Origin of the sequence: Thermobrachium celere DSM 8682, from assembly GCF_000430995.1 — a bacterium.
GTDB lineage: Bacteria > Bacillota > Clostridia > Clostridiales > Caloramatoraceae > Thermobrachium > Thermobrachium celere.
In genome coordinates this window covers 101,388-120,294 of sequence record NZ_HF952022.1, presented here as the reverse complement: position 1 = coordinate 120,294, position 18,907 = coordinate 101,388, and the positions used below count along the sequence as shown (strand labels likewise).

Genomic DNA, 18,907 nt, shown 5'->3' with positions numbered 1-18,907 from the left:
AATTTTATTCTTGAAATTAACTGTTAATTACACTAAATATTTGGTAAAATTATATAGGAATATCTAAAAGGAGGTCTTTTTATGGTTTCTACTTCTGATATTATGAACCTTGCTTTAAAACTTGCAGGACTTGATGAAATACCTCATGATTCAGGAATAATTGTAGAAGGTAATAATATTAAAAAAGTACTTATTGGTATAGATATGGATACTCCAGAGCTTCTTTTAGCAAAAGAACTAGGATATGATCTTGTAATAAGCCATCATCCTCATACAGGTATGCCCGATATTAACTTTCACCATGTATTAAATAGGCAAATAGATAAAATGGTTGAGTTTGGAGTTCCTATAAATAAAGCACAAAAGGCCCTAAGAGAAAAAATAAATTCTTTAGAAAGAGCATCCCACCCAAGAAATTTCGATAGGGTACAATCCTTTGCAAAGCTATTAAATATGCCATATATGAACATACATATGCCTTGTGATATCATTACAGAAAACTTTGTTCAAAACCATATAAATAGTAGGCTTAACAACAACCCAAAAGCCACCTTAAAAAATGTATTAGATGTACTAATGGAAATACCAGAATATCAAAAATCTCCAGTAAAACCTGTAATAAGAGTAGGTTCACAAGATGACTATGCTGGTAAAATAGCTGTACTTATGGCCGGTGGAACAAATGGAGGTAAAAATGTATTTAAAGCTTATTTTGATGCAGGAGTAGGAACAATCATCTGCATGCATATGCCTGATGATGTAAGAGATGCAGTCATAGAACAAAACATTGGAAACGTAATAGTAGCTGGGCATATGCCATCAGATTCTATTGGAATAAATATACTTATAAACGAACTTGAAAAAATAGGTTTAGAAGTTACTGCAGTAAGTGGCATCATCAGATAGGGGTGGTGTTTTTTGAAGAAAATTAAAAGATATTTATTATTTTTTATAATTATTACTTGCATTTTATATATGGTATATTACTTCCTTTTTTACAAAGAACAGTCTATTGAATGTGGCTTAGTAGTAAGCTTTAAGGAAAAAAAGAAGAACTACGATGTTGAGTTATTCATAGGAAATGATTCTAAAAGCCTTTCCATTCCAAAGGATAAATTTAACCCTCAAGTGCAGTGCTATAACATAAAATTTAAAGGTATATTCATCAAAGAAATAACTCCTGCAAAATTTATAGACGGCACATTTAATTCTCTTAAAGGTGATGTAATAGAAATTAATGATACAAAATACAGTAAAGAAAAAACGTTAAGTTTTATATTTTTAAAGGATGGTAAACCCCAAAAAGTATCAAAAAACTTCTTTGTCGTCGGAAATTCCGGATATAAGTATTATTTTAATTCACAGAACAAAATTCAATTGATTGTAATAGAATCTCCACCTAAACTCGATACTATAAGAGTTGGCATTTCTCAAAACAATAATTCTAATTACAATCACGGTGAAGTAAGGCTATATTCAAAAAGAGGATTAGAATTAATAGCAGATGATCAAAATTACAATATACCAAAAGAAAATAAACTTCAAATAACATTTAAAAAAGAAGTATTGGTTTTAAATGTGCTAGATAAAGAAGGAAAGTTAATTTCAAAATTACTAGAAACAAACAGACCAGTTAAAGTATTTGGAGTTAAAAATTCACTATTATACATGGAAAAACAGATTAACAATATAAGCTACATCCCAACTTATCCTGGATATTTGGAAATAAAACTTAACTCTGAAGGTTTTAATATAATAAATGTAGTACAAATGGAAGATTATATACGATTTGTAGTTCCTTCAGAAGTTCCTTATTCTGCAGGAATAGAGGGCTATAAAGCTCAAGCAATAGCAGCAAGAACATATGCAATATCTGACATGCTATCTGGAAGATTTGAAGGATATGGTTTTCATGTGGATGATTCAACTTTGTCACAAGTATACAACAGTCAACCTACAAATGATCTAGTTAAAGAAGCTGTACAAAGCACTCAAAATTTAGTTATGACCTATAAAAATAAAATAATAGATGCAAAATATTATTCTACATCCTGTGGATTTGGTGCATCATACGATGAAGTTTGGTCAGATAAAACTTCAAAACCTTACTTAACCTTTAACAATTTTACAGACAAACAAATAAAGGATTTAACAAATGATGTAGATGCATTAAGCTTCTTTAAAGACTGGACAGTAAATGCAATTGATTCTGCCTCACCATATTTTAGATGGAAATATACACTATCTTCAAAACAGCTAAACACAATAATAAATCAAAATATATATGAATCTTACTTAAATTCTCCAACATCCTTTAAAAAGAAATGGTTATTTAACATATATATTAAAACAAAAATATCACCCCAAGGAATTGGTCAAATTCAAGATATTTATATATCAAAACATACTCCTTCTGGTTTAGTCAGTGAGCTTACTATTATTTCTGAAACAGGAACTTATAAAATAGTTGGCTCAAGGATAATAAAAAAATTAGTTACACCTTTAAAAACAATGGATAAAATTCTTTTAACCAGACTTCGCGGTGAACCGATTAAAAATTTCGAAAGCCTTCCTTCTGCCTTTTTTAGTATCGATAGAGAATTCAAATCTAATAGATTAACTTCTATTACAATTTATGGCGGAGGATACGGTCATGGAGTTGGAATGAGCCAATATGGGTTAATAGAAAGCTCAAGAATAGGAAAAGACTATAGAACAATTCTTACTACATTCTATAAGGATATTGAATTTGCAGATTTAAATACCATAAAAATAGAATAGCACGTTCTTTGCGTGCTATTCTTTTATATAAGCAAATACTCTTCTTTTAAAGAATTCAACAAATTCTCTATAGTTAAATACCACGTATATAGAATAAGCTAAAATAGTCGCTGATACAGCATCATAAAAATAATGCTGCTTTACAAACATAGTTGATATTATTATAGAAAAGGATATAGCAGATGAATATAACTTATATTTGAGCTCAATAAATTCATCTTTATTTACATATACCGCAAACAATACTGAATCTAAAACATGTATGCTTGGAAAACAATTATAAGGATTATCCTTTTTATAAATAAACCTCATTAAATCCGAAAAAATATCTTCACCATAAACATTGGGCCTTGGGACATATGTTGGGAAAAAATAATATATAATAAAGCAGATCATCATTCCTACATTTACGCCCGCTAATAATTTATAATATTTCTTTTCATCATAAACTGCATAGTAGAAAAATATAAATCCTAAATAAATATACCAGAATAAATAAGGTATAACAAAATATTTATTAAAGGGTATTATTAGATCTATGGGGGATTGAATATGATATACTTTTCCTCTGTAGTTATTTAAAAGCACATATATCTTTGATTGAACAGCTATAGACATAAGTAGCATAAGTCTAATAGCTACATTTTTATAATCTTTATATGCATCCATTAATAATGCCTTTATTTTTACAACCATATTCTTCCCCCTTTCTATTCCTATATATATTATACATAAATTTTCCATTTTTATTTATTAACTTATTATAAATTTTACACCATATTTGGATACATACAAACCCTATTCTTACCCTTATTTTTACATTCACTGTACAGTATTTCATCAGCCTTTTCTATTATCTCTTTTGAAGTCTTTCCATCTTCAGGGAAGGACGCTACCCCTCCTGAAACAGTAATCTTAACTACCCTACCAAAAACAAATACTTGAGAAAACTCAATTTGTTTTCTTATTCTTTCAGAAATTATATACGCATCCTCTTTAGATAAGTCCTTAAATAATATAACTATCTCTTCTCCACCGTACCTACATACAATATCCGTTTTTCTAACCGAACGTTTCACTATATTAGCTACATGTTTTAAAACTGCATCTCCTACTAAATGTCCATAGGTATCGTTAACCTTTTTAAAATCATCTATATCATATATAACTAAAGAGAATCTATTATTCAACTTAACAAGATTATTTATTTCTTTATCAAATACCCTTCTATTATTCAATCCTGTTAGTGCATCTGTTTCAGCCTCTTTTTTAATTGCTGACATATAATCATAATTTAACAATGCAAGAGACATCTGCCTTGATAAAATATTTAGTATGTCATTTGTATCCTGAGAAAGAAAATCTACTAAATTAGACTTTCCACCTATAAATATTAATCCCCTAATATCATTATCAATTTTAATAGGAACAAATACCGCCGCATCAATCAGAGTAAAAAGTCTTCCTGTAATTTTAATATTGCTATCCTTTTTTATATTTTTGCTTACATATATACTTCCTTTACTTACAACCTTAAATGTAACTCCACTTTTAAGATCTATACTTAAATCTCCAATATCTATAGGATATGATGAATAATAGGAAATTGGAAAAGATGTTTCATCATTCTTTGAATCAAAAAAATACAAAGAAGCAATTTCATATGGTATTATCTCTTTTAAATTTAAAAGCAAGTGATCACTCTTTTCCTTTAAATCACCATATTTAATTATATCCTCAGTAGCATTAAGAAGCTTCTTAATTAAAACTGCTTTAAAATTCAATTTATTATACAAGTAAAAAACATAATGAGTAATAATTAACACCCCAAAAACCAAAATTAAACCCGATAATCCTATAGCACCATATATAACATATAAAATAACTGAAAGTACAGTAGAAACAATTAAATTAATCAATATAATATCTAGGTCAAAGTTCTTTATTGAGAAGAATTCCTTATCCTCTAAAGTTTTATCGATAGTTATAAAAATAATATTTAGAACTAAAAATACAAAATCAAACAACAAGGCTGAAATAATTAAAGTTGTTATATAAGGTACACGTATATTCATTCTTATATAATTAACAAAATTACCAGATAAAAAAGTTATTAACGAAAACATTGATGCATTCAACAAATGTCTACTAAATTCAAATTTACGTTTAATAATAAAATAACTTAAAACAGAACCTAAAAGGGTATATATAAATTCAAAAACAATCGCTACATATACCCCAAAAAATAAGTATATAAATACAGTTATTGTTTCTGTAAATTCAACCTTTAATTCCCCAATATATAGGAGGGATAAATCCATGATTACAGCAGATAAAACTGCAATCCAAAAAACTACTTCATTAGATAAAGTAAGGTTGAAAAACCTTAAAGAATTAAGAAATAGTATAATTCCTAAAATTAACATTAAATTGCTATACCTTCTATTCATCCCAACCTTCTCCTAAAGACATCGTAATTTAATCAGACAAACATCTTTTTATGTCTTACACCCATTATGAAAGTATAAATCGAAGCAAATCCAAGTAAAATAGAAAGAATTACAAATGTTGTAAATATACCCTTTGTTGCACTTAAACTTAATTTATATACCTTTGCTAGCTCTTCAAAAAATACATTTCCTTCATTAAAAGCTAAAATAGAATTTTTTATCCATATAACTGATGTTAAAAGTCCTATTGGTAAAACAGATAGCGCTAGTGTAAGTCCAGTTGAACTTCTCTTTTTTAACCCTTTTATGCCAAGAAATATTGGTAATATAAATACTAGTGGAAGTATTGGGCCTAAAAATTGTGGAGCTAGTATCATAAAAAGTATTGATGTTAACAAAAAGGCCCTAAATATATGGCTTAAAGGTTTTAAATTACCTTCAAAATCATACAGTGCCGCTTGACAGTATCTTAAATAATTTTCAATCTCCAATGCATTTAAATTTTTTTGTACTTCTTTACCCTTCCTTACTAACGACTGATACACTTCATTCTTTGTATCTATATCTAATTTTGCATATCTATCTATTAAATTTTCTATTTCCTTAACATATACCCTTTTCTTTTTATCACTAATTTGTAATTTAATTAATTTGTCATTTAAACTCTTCAATATAGCTACAATCTGCATATTTTCACCCCATCATCTCTAGAGTAATTTACAATCAAATTTACTTAATATTATAAAAATTAACAGGAATGGTTAAATAATATTTTAAACCATTCCTGTATTTTTTTCAATTGTTATTTGCTATTTTTTAACAGTGCTGACATTGTAACATAACAAGCTGCTAATATAATTCCCCAGGCTACTATCATAAAAGCAAGAGCTCCACCTGACATAATACCCCTCCTATCTCACAACAATAACTTTTCCTGCTTCTATTTCTTCTGCATATTTTCTTCTTATGCTTCTATAGGATTGAACAAAACCTATAACAAGTACAACTAATAGAACAACTCTTGCTCCTTGTACCCATGGAATAAGTTCTGGTACGCTTTCTGCAAAGCCTGGAACTAGCTTGAAGTATCCTTCTTTAGCATAGTTAATTGTTGATGATACTAGAAGTATAATGATGTATACAGGTGCTAGTACCCTTACAAATAGGTTAAAGAACCAGTTTGGTACCTTCCAGTAGCTTCCTCTATTCATTTCGTCTAATGCCTTAGTTCCCATTAACCATCCTGTTACTATAACTTCAAGTAGTCCAAGAACAACTAGGAAGTAACTTCCTACCCAGTTATCAAGCTCAGTTAGATAGAATAGTTCTGCCTTCTTTGTTAAGATTGGTTCTAATGCAACTGGTAGACCAATTACAATGTATAGGATAAATACTAAAACTGAACCTATTTGTCTCTTTACACCCATTTCCTCTTCAAGTAGTGCAACTAGATAGTTGTACATCGCAATAGCACTTGTAAATCCTGCAAAGTATAGTAGTAAGAACCATAATGTTCCGAATACTCTACCACCTGCCATAGTTCTAAATATATTTGGTAGAGCTACAAAGGATAGTCCAACACCTGCACTTAGTCCTTCTGGTCCTAAGAAGGCATAGCATATTGGAATAGCAATTGTTCCTCCTAATATAACCTCCGCAAGCTCATTTAGTGATACTGTTGCAAGTCCTGATACTACTATATCATCATCTGGTTTTAAGTATGATGCATAGTTTTGTATAATTCCCATACCAAGTGATAATGTGAAGAATATCTGTCCTGCTGCTGCAAGAGCTGATTTAGCATTCAATTCATTCCATTTTGGAGACCAAATATAATCTAGACCTGCAATAGGAGTCCAGTCTGGTCTAACAGGAGCAGATAGAGTAAGAGTTCTTATAATTAGTATAATACCGAACACATAAATTGTTGGCATCATAACCTTTGCCCATGCTTCTATACCCTTTTGAACTCCACGCATAACAGCTATACCTAATATTGCAACTGCAATAATCCAGAATATTAATGATCTTCCTGGGCTTGTTAAATATTGACCAAAGAATTCTCCTGTCTTAATTGATTTGTCCATATATTGTCCTGTTGCTGACATATAAGAATATCCAAGAGTCCATCCAATTATATGATTATAATAGCTGTTTAATAATACTGTAACTGAAAAAGCAAACATACCTGCAATAGCACCTAAAATTGCAGCTGTCTTAGGCTTTACACCTTCTCTTGCTTGAAGATATACCATTGGTCCTAAAGTACCATGTCCATACTTCCCACCATAACGTCCTTGGTTCCATTCAACAAGCATTAGGGGAATGCCGAGCATTATTAGTGCAGCAAAATATGGAATCATGAAGGCTCCTCCACCATTTTTTGCTGCTTGGTATGGATATCTCCAGAAGTTACCAAGTCCTACTGCATTTCCTGCCATAGCCAAAATTAGCCCAAGCTTACTCCCCCAATTTTCACGTCTTTCTTCCATAGGAATCCCCCTTTACATGTAATTTTGTTATTATGATAATTCATTTTCACAAAAATTTCAACTAGTTTAATGCTTTAAATTGTGAATTTTTCTTAAGATTAATTTTTTAACAAAGTTATAAAAAATCTAGCGTCTAGGACATGCCCTAGACGCTAGATTTTTATAGTTCAAATTCAACCCTTATGCATCTGCCGATGATTTTGAAAGTTTTTATATCTCGACTTTCAGTTTTTATATCATTATTTTGTGAAATAAGTAACACCCTATTGGCATCTAGTCGTTTTAATTGCCTTATCATTCTTTTACCATCAACATCCACTAAATAAATAGCATTATTCTCCATCTCTTGAGTCAAGTAAACCATTATTTTATCCCCTTTAGCTATCCTAAATCCCCTCATAGAATCGTCTGGTGCAATTATGAAAAATACCTTTTCTGCATTGTATCCTTCAACCTTTTTATCTTTTATCGGAAGATATTTATAATCATATATTTCCTTCAGATAAAGATCACAAACAGGTATCTTTTTTAAAATACTTGAAAAAGCTTCCTCCATCTGTTTGTTTACTTTAACAGGTTCTTTGTATTCTTTAATATTTTCAATAGGTTGCTCAACTTCATCAAAAAGCGAATCATTTAAATTTATATTAAGGACCTTTTCTATTCTTTTTATTAAATCTTCACTTGCTATTCTTCTTCCAAGTTCAACATCCTGTAGAAAACCTTCAGAAATACCCAATTTTTTTGCTAACTCCTTTGTTGAAAAATTCGCCTTTATCCTTTCTTGTTTTATTCTCAATCCAACCCTACTCATAAAATCACTCCTTATGCCGCCTTATTATGTAATAGTATACCAAAATATACTTTTACTGAAAAGCTCAACTGTTATAACAACTCAGAAAATATTCTACAAACTCCCTCTACTATCTTTATGAACTTCGGTTGATTTTTAAAATATTCTTCATCAACCTTTGTGCTATCCTCTAAATCCCTTCTAAACATCTCATTTATCTTTTGCGTTATCTCCCTATCATATATAACTGCATTAACTTCATAGTTCAATTCAAAACTTCTAATATCCATATTTGCAGTTCCAACAGTACAAATCGAATCGTCTATGGTAATCACTTTTGAATGAACAAAGGCATTTTTATTATAGAAATATACCTCAACTCCACATTTAACAAGCTCTTCTAGAAACGTCTTGGATGCGTGATATACAATGAAGTGATCATATTTACCTGGAAAGAGTATTTTTACATCCACACCACTAAGCTTTGCGATTTTTATAGCCTCCATAACACTTTCTGTTGGCACAAAATATGGCGTAGTTATGTATATGTTATTTTTTGCCATACTTATCATTTTTATAATCCCCTGCATTATAGCAGGATGTTCCGAATTAGGTCCACTTGTTACAAGTTGCATTATCTTTCCTTTTGATTTTTCACTTGTTGGAAAATATTTGTCAAATTCACCTTCAATAAAAAATTCTCCATCATCTATTCTTTTTACAGCCATAAAATCATCAATAAACACTCCTTGAAGACCAAGTACAAAATCACCTTTAACCTTTATATGCAAATCTCTCCAATCACCAATCTTTCCTAATCCTCTATATTCATCTCCCACATTCATGCCACCTAAAAATCCAACTCTTCCATCTATAACAACAATTTTTCTATGATTTCTATAATTAATCTGGGTATTTATTTTTCTAAGTAAAGGAGCTAGGAAATATGAATACTGTACCACATCTACTCCATTTTCCTTTAATTCCTTTATATAATTCTTCTTAAGCCTTATGGAACCAACTCTATCCATAATAAACCTTACCTTAACCCCTTCTTTTGCTTTTCTTATTAAAATCTCCTTCAATCTATTCCCTATTTCATCAGACTTTACTATGTAATACTCTAGATGAATATGATGTATTGCCTTCTCCATCTCTTCAAATAAAGCATTAAACTTATCATCTCCATTGTTGAATATTTCTATTTCATTATCTACAAACAACGGACTGTAACTGTTATTTGCTAAAAGCTCAGCTAAATATTTATGCTCTTCTTTATCTACTCTATTTATAACTCTATTTAAAAGATCCTTAACCACCGGTGAAAACTCTTCATTTAACCTGTGTTTCTTCCAATTTCTACCTAAAAATAAGTATAGAATCAATCCTAGAGGAGGAAAAATTATTATAAGCAGTAGCCAAGCAATTGTCTTCTCTGGCCTCTTTCTTTCTAAAATAATAATGGTAGTCAATACTACAGCATTTATAATTAATACAACTGATAGTATATTCATACTACCACCTCCTTTATTACATTATAACAAAATTTTATTTTTTTGTTTTTTATTTATTATAGACATACACCAAATATTTTTATAAAATTAATAATGTTTTTCAAAAAACAAAAGGATTGTGTTAAGTAAATATGAAAAAATAGCGTAGCTAGATGTATAATTACTCAAAATTACTCAGGTTTTTATTAAATTCTAAAAAATAATTTTTAATAACTAGGGAATTTATAAAAAATAGGCATGCCGAAGGCACCTACAAAAACTTAAAAATGTAGGTGTATGAAAAGATATGCTTTATTTTAAATTAAGCAGATAGAAGCCAATTATTCATTGCTTTTTCATCAACTAATATCCCAGCTACTTGTGCAGGGGTTAGATTGTTTAAAGAATAGTGAGGTCTTAAAAAATTATAATGGAAAATAAACATTGCTATCAGAGTGTTTGCACTTTCAAATGATTTAAATCCTCGCTTGAGTTTATACCAATCTTTAAATGTATCATTAAAAGCTTCTATCAGGTTGTTAGAGATATCATCCTTAAATGATTGTACTTTGATATGCTTAGAATTATTAAAAATAGTTTTAGCTGCAAGATTATATGAGTCTAGTCTGTCGGTTACAATAGCCGATGGACATCCAAATTTGCTTGCAGATTTAAACAAAGCAAAAGCTTGCGAAGCATCTCTTGATGCTGTTAAATTGAAACCTAAAACCATTCTGGTTTCTGAATCAATAATTAACCAAAGATAATGCTTTTCACCATTTATAAAAACGACAGTTTCATCGGCATGCCATTCATCAGAGGTGCCTAAATCGAGATTTTTAGTAAGTCTATTAGCTATACTTAGAAATATAGGAGCAAATTTTTTGCACCAAGATGCAATAGTTACATGAGACACTTTAATATTATAAGTTACTTTAAAGAATTGAGATATTCGTCTAGTTGAAGAACCATTTAAGTAATAAAGATTAAGTGCAGAAAGAATTAAAAATAAAGGAAATCTCATTCTTTTAAAGTCCATCTTTCCTTTAATTAATTCACAAGATGCAGATTGTATATTATTAGGTTTTGCGACATAAACAGAATGAGCACATTTTTTAGAGTTGCAAGTATAATGAGAGTAATACTCGTAATCATGGTGTAAATACATGCCATACCCACAAACAGGGCAACGAGGGTATCCTCTCAAAAGACTCTTTTTCTTGCCTGAACAATCTTCGAGAGTAAACTGACGTTTACAATTTCTACATTGATATTTCTGCTTACCAGCTTTATCTTTACCAAATCGATAGAGGTTATGACTGTGGCATCTTGGGCATGAAAGATTATTCATTAATTTGCACATAATTTCATCTCTCCTTCGGAGGTATTTTATTGTTGGCTATCTTTAAGATAACTCAAAGGGGAGATGAAATTCAAATATCATATAACTTAACAAAACTAACAAAAGCAAAAGGAGGACGGATAGATGAAGATAAACTTAATTGGTGTACCTTTACATTTAGGTGCAGACAAGTTTGGTTGTAATTTAGCTCCAAAAACCTATAGAGAAGCAAATATAGTAAACTTAATTGAATCCCTAGGTTTTGAAGTTTTTGACTGTGGTGATGTGAATGTACTTGAAACAGATGAAAAAAGAAAATATGAACATCATCCAAACCTAAAATATCTACATGAAGTAGTTGATGCCAATAATAAACTTGCACAAAAGGTATATGAATCAATATCTAATGGAAACTTTCCTCTAATTTTAGGCGGAGATCATTCATTAGGTCTTGGAAGTATAGCTGGTGCAAGTAAATCAATAAAAAATCTAGGCGTTGTTTGGATTGATGCCCATGGAGATATTAATACTGATATAACATCACCAACTGGAAACATACACGGAATGCCTCTTGCAGCATCATTTGGAATAGGACATGAGGCGCTTGTTAATGTATATGAAAATAGGGTTAAAATTAAGGAAGAAAACGTATTTCATATTGCAGGAAGAGACTTGGATGAAGGAGAAGTAGAACTTATAAAAGGAAGCAAGGGCCAATTCTATACTATGGATAAGGTCAAAAAACTAGGTATAAAAAACGTCGTAAAGGATATGCTAAACTACTTTAAAAACAAAGTAGATGCAATACACGTAAGTTTTGATTTAGATTCAATAGATTCTTTGTTTGCACCTGGAACTGGTACGCCAGTTAAGGACGGTCTATCTGTTGAAGATGCAAAATATATACTAGAAAGTCTTGCACTTTCAGGGATGATGTGTTCACTAGATATAGTTGAGCTTAATCCTGTACTTGATAAAGATAATAAAACTTTAGATATAGCAATGTACTTAATTAAAAATACATTAAGCAAACTTAAATACGGCTTAGAAAATAGATTAACAGCTTAAATACAAAGTGCTGTGTAAAGTTCACACAGCACTTTTGTTATTATTCATATATAGATTCTACTTTCATCTTACCATCTCTACAGGAATTGCAGGGTACCTTTTTATCTTCACCAATTATTATTTCATATAAAGTTAAAATATCTCTACTGCCACACTTTGTACATTTTTCCACAATATCAACCCTTGGGAAATTCATCCAAGCAACTTCATGTTCATCTGTAATATCTTCTAAGTACCTACTTTCTCTAATAACTTCCCCACAGTTTTTACAAACCTTATCCACCCAAAAACCTGATATTCCCCTATTTTTTGCTTCTTCACTTATGTTCCCAAATTCATTATAGTAGTGTTCTCTTCCTAAGCTGTCTACATAAAATTCCCTTCCCCACTCAACTTTGCTTTCTTTACCACACAAGCTACACCTTAGAATAACAGTTTTACCCATGATATCACCCCAAAAATAAACAAATTTTCTACTAATGAATTTATATCATAAATATTTAGAAAATTCAATATATTTTACCTTTTCTTTGCTCCTCTAAAATCTTAATTTTTGTCCATAATTAACTATACTAAGAATAGTTTTATCATCTTAATCATTACACAATAAAGGGACTGAATACTCAGCCCCTTTAAACAACTATAATATGCATCTTCTGTTTAATCTCTGGATTTGTACTTTCCTTACAACTTATTGTTAGACTTGCTATACGAGTTCCTATTGAAACTGACTTTTCTAGACTATAACCACTAATTAGGCCATACACAGTTCCTGCAAAGAAGGAATCTCCTGCACCAGTTGTATCTATTACCTTTACAGGAACAATATCAACATGCCCCTCTTCTCCTGTTTCTGCATCGTAATAAACAGAACCCTTTTTTCCCATTGTAACGACTATCTTCTTTAACCCACTCTTTGTAAGTTCTCTACAAGCCTCAATAACTTCCTCTTTTGTCTCAAATGTTCTTTCTGCGATTATCTCAAATTCAATATTATTACATATCAAGCAATCAAGCCTATTAAATAAATGCTTATTTCTCTTTACAACATCAAGATGCCCTATAACCGCATATACCTTCTTATTATACTCTTTTGCTATATTTATAATCTTTTCAATGTAACTTGCCTCAAAATCTAAATCAAGTACAACACTGTTACATGCCTTTATAATTTCTTCAGCATGATTATCAATTATGTTATAAAGATACTTTAAATTTGGTTGATGTGATACAGAAGCTGCTATATCTCCCTTTTCATTTAATACAACAAGCCACATCCCCATGCCATCTTTGTCCACAATATCAACATACTCCGTATCTATCTTTTCATTTTTAAGCCTTGCTAAAACTTCCATACCTAGTGCACTATTGTCTACAATTGAAACAAATCTCGTCTTAAGACCCATGTAGCTAAGATTTTCAACAACATTTCTAGCTACACCACCATGCTTAAACTTTACACTACCTATATTAGTTCCCTTTGGTATTAATATATCTCTTGGAAAACCTTTTATATCAACAAAAACAGCACCAAATACTGCAACATCAAATGTTTTCTCCACAATATTCGCCCCTTCTTTTAAACTTCACAAAAATAAATTATATCAATTCTAAAGGAATATTGCAATTATTGTCGAATTTTTTCATATAACTATTATAACACTATTTATGGAGATGATTAATATGGAACCATTTAAAGAAATAGCACAGCTTGGAAACAAAATGTTGCCTGTAAAAATATTTATAACAGAACTTAATCAAACTTGTACATATGTACCTCCTCACTGGCATGATTTTATAGAAATACTCTATCTACTAGAAGGTGAAGCAAAAATTCAAATAAATAACTCATACTATGATATTAAAAGTGGTGAGATAATCCTTCTAAACAGCTTAGATGTACATGCAGTATATGGTTTTTCTAAATATCTAGTTCTTCAATTCGATACAAGTATAGCAACTGATCTTCCAATTGAATTTAACAAGCTCTTCCCCTTCAACGATGATGATAAAATTATAAAGCAAAATAAAAATTATATTGATTATATAGAAACAATAAGATATTACATGGAGGATATTATAAATAAATACAACCAAAAACCCCCAGGTTATGAAATTGATATTAGAGGAAGTATATATAAAATTTTAGCATCTATTATTGCATACTCCCAAACCACCTCAAAAAATGAACTTTCGTATAAAAAACATAAGGAAAACCTTAAAAGGCTAGAAAAACTTTTAAGATATATAGATGAGCATTATAACGAAAATATCACCATAAATGATGCCGCATCGATGCTAAACTTTGCTCCTAACTATTTTTGTAGGTTTTTTAAGAATACAATGGGTAAAACCTTCCTTGAATATCTTAATTTTTATAGATGCTCTAAAGCTGAAATATTAATAAATACAACAAATAAACCCATTACAGAAATTGCACTCATGGTTGGTTTTTCAAGCGTTGCATATTTTAATAGAGTATATAAAAAATATAAAGGACATAATCCTTCATATGAACGTAAAAAAGATAATATTGTACAAATAAAAGATAATATATAAATAGTCCTTTCTATTTAATTTGGCTAAAATAAAGCTGTAATCAAATAATGAAAGGATAATAAAGTATGATAAAAAAAGTAAAGATTATACATAAAAATATTTTATTCTATTTATTTATTGAAATATTTATAGGGATATATTTTGGATTTTATTCCTTTCTTTTAGGACCTTTTATTTTGTCTAAAGGATTTAACGAAAGTTTCTTAGGTGTTGTAACTGTCACACAGACAATAAGCTTTGCCCTATTTGCTTATATAGTTGGTATATTATCTAAATACATTAAGGATAAATACATATTTGCCTCAACAGGAATTCTATGTTTTATATCAAGCATAATCTACATATTTTCTAATGGTAAACTATCAATACTATTTGCTGCATCTATATATGCAATGGGTATATCTGCAATTGTTGTAATAAAACCACCCTTTTTAATAAAAAACAGCAAAGGATTAGACACTGTTAAATTATTTAGCTTTATATTCATATATGCAACCTTCATGAATCTAATTGGAAACTTTTTATCTGGTAAAATAATAAAACTATATAACTTTAATACTGCTTTATATATAATGAGTATCTTAAGCTTATTAGGCTCTATACCTGCATTATTTATAACTTCAAACAAAAATACAGAAAAAAATGTAAGTAAAAATAATAAACTTAAGATAAATAGAAAAATGAAGTTAATTTTACTATATACATTTTGTGGTGCCTTTGCAGTGGGAATGATAATACCATACTACACAACCTATTTAATAAATAAAATGAACTATTCAACTGATACTGCAGCTTTTGTAAATAACTTCAATATGCTTGGAAACCTTTTAGCTATGATTCTATCCCCCATAATAGCTAAAAGAATAGGCGAATTTAAGACTATAACCTTTGCTAAGCTATTATCATTCCCCTTTGTTCTACTATTTGTTCTGTTTAATACAAAACTAAATTTTATAACCCTCATATTATGTATATTCTTTCTTATAAGATCTGTCCTAATAAATATAACTGTACCCCTTGAAAACATTATTTTTATGAATTCAGTTAATCAAGAACATCAAGCTAAATTCAATAGCATAGTTGTTCTAATAGGTAATATAACAGTTTCTATATCCTCATATTTAGCAGGAAATATTATTTCATATACAAAATTAAGCTATTCATTAACCTTCATAATTTCTGCAGTAGTATTTGTTATACAAGCATTGGTTTTTATTGAATTTAATAAAATAAAAGAGCACCAAATATAAGGTGCTCTTTATATCTCCTCTATTGAAACCACACTATATCCAAATTCCTCTATCTTATCAATAATCTCTTTATTGTCCACATTATCCACATCACAAACTGCATATTGCCCTTGTAAGTTGACCTCTATATTTGATATTCCCTTTATTTCTGATAGTGCCTCCTCAACATGTCTTACGCAGTGCATACAGCTCATTCCCTCAATATTAATCTTCTTTCTCATTTTATCTCCTCCTTTTATTTTTTAGGCCTAAAGCCCTTAAGTCTTAATGCATTTAAAACAACAGAAACTGAACTAAAACTCATCGCAAGTGCTGCAATCATAGGGTTTAACCTTGGTCCTCCAAACAGTACAAGTACTCCTGCTGCAACAGGTATACCTATAACATTATAGAAGAAGGCCCAGAATAAATTCTCCTTTATATTCTTTATAGTTTTTCTGCTAAGCTCTATTGAATAGGCTGCATCTAAAAGGTCACTCTTCATCAAAACAACATCTGCCGACTCTATTGCAATATCTGTACCTGATCCTATTGCCATTCCTACATCAGCCTGTGCTAATGCTGGTGCATCGTTTATTCCATCTCCAACCATTAAAACTCTCTTATTTTTACTCTGATATTCCTTTACAACATCTGCTTTATTCTGTGGAAGAACCTCTGCAATAAATTCATCCACCATAACCTCATCTGCAATAGACTTTGCTGTTAAATAGTTATCCCCTGTTAACATAACAACCTTCTTTTTCATATTTTTTATTAACTCTATTGCCCTTCTGCTGTTTTCCTTTACTCTATCTGCTATTCCGATTACACCTTTAACTTCTCTATCTATGGAAACTATAATAGCTGTTCTTCCAAGCTTTGAAATTTCCTCTATATATCTCTCTACACCTGAAATATCTATATTGTATTCCTTCATAAGTTTTGTATTTCCAACTAAAACTTCCCTCTCCTGTATCTTTCCATATACTCCATGGCCTGTTATACTTTTAAAATCCACAACATCATATATATCTATTCCCTTATCCTTTGCAAATTCATACACCGCTTCACCAAGTGGATGTTCTGAAAGCCTCTCTAATGATGCAGCATAAGATACAAGCTTTTCTTCTTCTATGTTATATGCCTTTATATCTGTAACTGTAGGTCTCCCCTCTGTTATTGTACCTGTCTTATCCAGCAAAACTACATCAACCTTGTGTAGCATTTCAAGTGCCTCACCAGATTTTATAAGCACCCCAAGCTCTGCCCCCTTGCCTGAACCAACCATTATGGCTGTTGGTGTTGCAAGGCCAAGAGCACAAGGACAAGCAATTACAAGAACAGAAATAAATATAGTTAAAGAAAATACTCCATCTTTTGTTACTATATACCAAGCAATAGAGGATACTATTGAAATTAAAATAACTACTGGCACAAAATATCCAGATACTATATCAGCAAGCCTTGCAATAGGTGCCTTCTTAGACTGTGCCTCCTCTACAAGCCTTATTATTTGGCTTAAAACTGTATCCTCCTTTCCCTTTGTTACCCTAAACTTTATCCAGCCATTTTTATTTATACTTCCTGCAAATACATTAGAACCTTCTTCCTTAAGTTGTGGTATGCTCTCTCCTGTAAGCATTGATTCATCAACTGTGGTTTTTCCTTCAATTACAACTCCATCGACAGGTATTCTCTCACCTGGACGAACTAAAACAACATCCTCAACTTCAACTTCCTCTGTTGGTATCTCAATCTCCATATTATCCTTTATTATTGTTGCCATCTTTGGAGAAAGATTTATAAGCTTTTCTATTGCTTCAGATGTTCTATTTTTTGCCCTTGCTTCTAAATATTTACCAAGAAGTATTAAAGTAATTATTGTTGCTGCAGACTCAAAATATAGTTCCTTTGCATACTCTGTATTTCCAATTGCTATTTGATATATGGCAAATAATCCATATATTATAGCCGCTGATGTACCTATTGCAATTAAACTATCCATATTAGGGGATAGCTTAATTAAATTTCTAAATCCAACAATATAAAATCTTCTCCCTGCATAGACTGTAGGTATAGTTAGAATTAACTGAACAAGTGCAAAATTTAATGGGTTTTTGTGATGGTGTATTATTTCTGGAATTGGAAAATTTAGCATATGTCCCATTGCTATATATAAAAGAGGGAGAGTAAATATTGCTGCAATCTTTAAATTAAATAAAGACTTATTATTTTTACCTTTTGTATCCCCTTTTTCTTTCTCTTTTAAATCTTCTACTACATCATATCCTGCCTTTTTTATTATGGACTTTATCATAGAGAGTCTTACCTTTGATGTATCATATTTTACATAGAGTTTTTCTAATGCAAAGTTTACCTCTGCATTTAAAATTCCATCTGACCTACCTAACACCCTCTCTATCGTTTTTGCACAAGTCGCACAGGTCATTCCGCTTATCTTCAAAGTAACTTCTTTTATATTCTTTAAATAGGCACCATAGCCTGCCTTTTCTACTGCCCTAATAATATCATCTTCACTTACCTTTTTTTCATCATACTCCACATAAAGCTCCTCTATAGCCAAATTAACCTCTGCCTTATCTATACCATCAAGCTTTTTGACTGCTCTTTCAACAGCCCTTGAGCAGGCTGCACAAGTCATACCTGTTATTTTAAATTTATTTTTCATATATTCAC

The 18,907-nt window shown here is 30.5% G+C and carries 16 protein-coding genes; 5 read left to right on the top strand and 11 right to left on the bottom strand.

What is annotated here, in order from left to right; all coding sequences use genetic code 11:
* Positions 1 to 81: 81 nt before the first annotated feature.
* Together TCEL_RS11010 and TCEL_RS11005 are read left to right on the top strand one after the other, a co-directional pair.
* Positions 82 to 906, top strand: coding sequence for a Nif3-like dinuclear metal center hexameric protein (locus TCEL_RS11010; RefSeq protein ID WP_018664298.1), 825 nt, complete (start codon positions 82 to 84; stop codon positions 904 to 906).
* A gap of 12 nt (positions 907 to 918) precedes the next feature.
* Positions 919 to 2,781, top strand: a complete 1,863-nt coding sequence (locus TCEL_RS11005) for a SpoIID/LytB domain-containing protein (protein ID WP_040684046.1) — start codon at positions 919 to 921, stop codon at positions 2,779 to 2,781.
* Between the two features lie 15 nt (positions 2,782 to 2,796).
* Here the strand turns inward: TCEL_RS11005 and TCEL_RS11000 are convergent, their stop codons facing one another.
* The 7 genes from TCEL_RS11000 to TCEL_RS10970 all read right to left on the bottom strand — a co-directional run bounded on the left by TCEL_RS11000 (position 2,797) and on the right by TCEL_RS10970 (position 11,372).
* Entirely contained in the window at positions 2,797 to 3,477 is a 681-nt protein-coding gene (locus TCEL_RS11000; protein ID WP_018664295.1) for a phosphatase PAP2 family protein, read from the bottom strand.
* Between the two features lie 74 nt (positions 3,478 to 3,551).
* Positions 3,552 to 5,231 carry a sensor domain-containing diguanylate cyclase gene (locus TCEL_RS10995; RefSeq protein ID WP_018664293.1) on the bottom strand — a complete coding sequence of 560 codons (1,680 nt, stop codon included), beginning with the start codon at positions 5,229 to 5,231 and terminating at the stop codon, positions 3,552 to 3,554.
* A gap of 32 nt (positions 5,232 to 5,263) precedes the next feature.
* Positions 5,264 to 5,920 (bottom strand): hypothetical protein, encoded by a 657-nt coding sequence (locus TCEL_RS10990; protein WP_018664292.1) that lies wholly within the window; start codon positions 5,918 to 5,920, stop codon positions 5,264 to 5,266.
* Between the two features lie 222 nt (positions 5,921 to 6,142).
* Positions 6,143 to 7,723, bottom strand: a complete 1,581-nt coding sequence (locus tag TCEL_RS10985) for a sodium:neurotransmitter symporter family protein (protein ID WP_018664291.1) — start codon at positions 7,721 to 7,723, stop codon at positions 6,143 to 6,145.
* A gap of 160 nt (positions 7,724 to 7,883) precedes the next feature.
* Positions 7,884 to 8,537, bottom strand: a complete 654-nt coding sequence (locus TCEL_RS10980; protein WP_018664290.1) for a helix-turn-helix domain-containing protein — start codon at positions 8,535 to 8,537, stop codon at positions 7,884 to 7,886.
* Between the two features lie 71 nt (positions 8,538 to 8,608).
* On the bottom strand, positions 8,609 to 10,030 hold the full coding sequence (cls, locus tag TCEL_RS10975; RefSeq protein ID WP_018664288.1) for a cardiolipin synthase: 1,422 nt from the start codon (positions 10,028 to 10,030) through the stop codon (positions 8,609 to 8,611).
* Between the two features lie 301 nt (positions 10,031 to 10,331).
* Entirely contained in the window at positions 10,332 to 11,372 is a 1,041-nt protein-coding gene (locus TCEL_RS10970) for an IS6 family transposase (RefSeq protein ID WP_018664286.1), read from the bottom strand.
* A gap of 123 nt (positions 11,373 to 11,495) precedes the next feature.
* On the opposite strand from TCEL_RS10970, the gene rocF reads away from it, so the two are divergent.
* Positions 11,496 to 12,419, top strand: a complete 924-nt coding sequence (gene rocF / locus TCEL_RS10965) for an arginase (protein WP_018664284.1) — start codon at positions 11,496 to 11,498, stop codon at positions 12,417 to 12,419.
* Between the two features lie 40 nt (positions 12,420 to 12,459).
* Here the strand turns inward: rocF and TCEL_RS10960 are convergent, their stop codons facing one another.
* Positions 12,460 to 12,864 (bottom strand): hypothetical protein, encoded by a 405-nt coding sequence (locus tag TCEL_RS10960; protein ID WP_018664282.1) that lies wholly within the window; start codon positions 12,862 to 12,864, stop codon positions 12,460 to 12,462.
* 187 nt (positions 12,865 to 13,051) lie between these two features.
* Positions 13,052 to 13,981, bottom strand: coding sequence for a carbohydrate kinase family protein (locus TCEL_RS10955; protein WP_018664280.1), 930 nt, complete (start codon positions 13,979 to 13,981; stop codon positions 13,052 to 13,054).
* Positions 13,982 to 14,102: 121 nt separating this feature from the next.
* Between TCEL_RS10955 and TCEL_RS10950 the strand changes: the two genes are divergently transcribed.
* On the top strand, positions 14,103 to 14,978 hold the full coding sequence (locus TCEL_RS10950; protein WP_018664278.1) for an AraC family transcriptional regulator: 876 nt from the start codon (positions 14,103 to 14,105) through the stop codon (positions 14,976 to 14,978).
* A gap of 65 nt (positions 14,979 to 15,043) precedes the next feature.
* Positions 15,044 to 16,228, top strand: coding sequence for an MFS transporter (locus TCEL_RS10945; RefSeq protein WP_018664276.1), 1,185 nt, complete (start codon positions 15,044 to 15,046; stop codon positions 16,226 to 16,228).
* An 8-nt stretch (positions 16,229 to 16,236) separates the two neighbouring features.
* Here the strand turns inward: TCEL_RS10945 and TCEL_RS10940 are convergent, their stop codons facing one another.
* Together TCEL_RS10940 and TCEL_RS10935 are read right to left on the bottom strand one after the other, a co-directional pair.
* Positions 16,237 to 16,449, bottom strand: a complete 213-nt coding sequence (locus TCEL_RS10940; RefSeq protein WP_018664274.1) for a heavy-metal-associated domain-containing protein — start codon at positions 16,447 to 16,449, stop codon at positions 16,237 to 16,239.
* A 14-nt stretch (positions 16,450 to 16,463) separates the two neighbouring features.
* Positions 16,464 to 18,899 (bottom strand): heavy metal translocating P-type ATPase, encoded by a 2,436-nt coding sequence (locus TCEL_RS10935; RefSeq protein WP_018664273.1) that lies wholly within the window; start codon positions 18,897 to 18,899, stop codon positions 16,464 to 16,466.
* Positions 18,900 to 18,907 lie beyond the last annotated feature (8 nt).

Coding starts and splice junctions, on each gene's coding strand:
- TCEL_RS10960 (WP_018664282.1), bottom strand. CDS start 12,864: ATGGGTAAAACTGTTATTCTAAGGTGTAGCTTGTGTGGTAAAGAAAGC.
- TCEL_RS11010 (WP_018664298.1), top strand. CDS start 82: ATGGTTTCTACTTCTGATATTATGAACCTTGCTTTAAAACTTGCAGGA.
- cls (WP_018664288.1), bottom strand. CDS start 10,030: ATGAATATACTATCAGTTGTATTAATTATAAATGCTGTAGTATTGACT.
- TCEL_RS10940 (WP_018664274.1), bottom strand. CDS start 16,449: ATGAGAAAGAAGATTAATATTGAGGGAATGAGCTGTATGCACTGCGTA.
- TCEL_RS10945 (WP_018664276.1), top strand. CDS start 15,044: ATGATAAAAAAAGTAAAGATTATACATAAAAATATTTTATTCTATTTA.
- TCEL_RS10950 (WP_018664278.1), top strand. CDS start 14,103: ATGGAACCATTTAAAGAAATAGCACAGCTTGGAAACAAAATGTTGCCT.
- TCEL_RS10995 (WP_018664293.1), bottom strand. CDS start 5,231: ATGAATAGAAGGTATAGCAATTTAATGTTAATTTTAGGAATTATACTA.
- TCEL_RS10990 (WP_018664292.1), bottom strand. CDS start 5,920: ATGCAGATTGTAGCTATATTGAAGAGTTTAAATGACAAATTAATTAAA.
- rocF (WP_018664284.1), top strand. CDS start 11,496: ATGAAGATAAACTTAATTGGTGTACCTTTACATTTAGGTGCAGACAAG.
- TCEL_RS10935 (WP_018664273.1), bottom strand. CDS start 18,899: ATGAAAAATAAATTTAAAATAACAGGTATGACTTGTGCAGCCTGCTCA.
- TCEL_RS11000 (WP_018664295.1), bottom strand. CDS start 3,477: ATGGTTGTAAAAATAAAGGCATTATTAATGGATGCATATAAAGATTAT.
- TCEL_RS10985 (WP_018664291.1), bottom strand. CDS start 7,723: ATGGAAGAAAGACGTGAAAATTGGGGGAGTAAGCTTGGGCTAATTTTG.
- TCEL_RS10970 (WP_018664286.1), bottom strand. CDS start 11,372: ATGTGCAAATTAATGAATAATCTTTCATGCCCAAGATGCCACAGTCAT.
- TCEL_RS10980 (WP_018664290.1), bottom strand. CDS start 8,537: ATGAGTAGGGTTGGATTGAGAATAAAACAAGAAAGGATAAAGGCGAAT.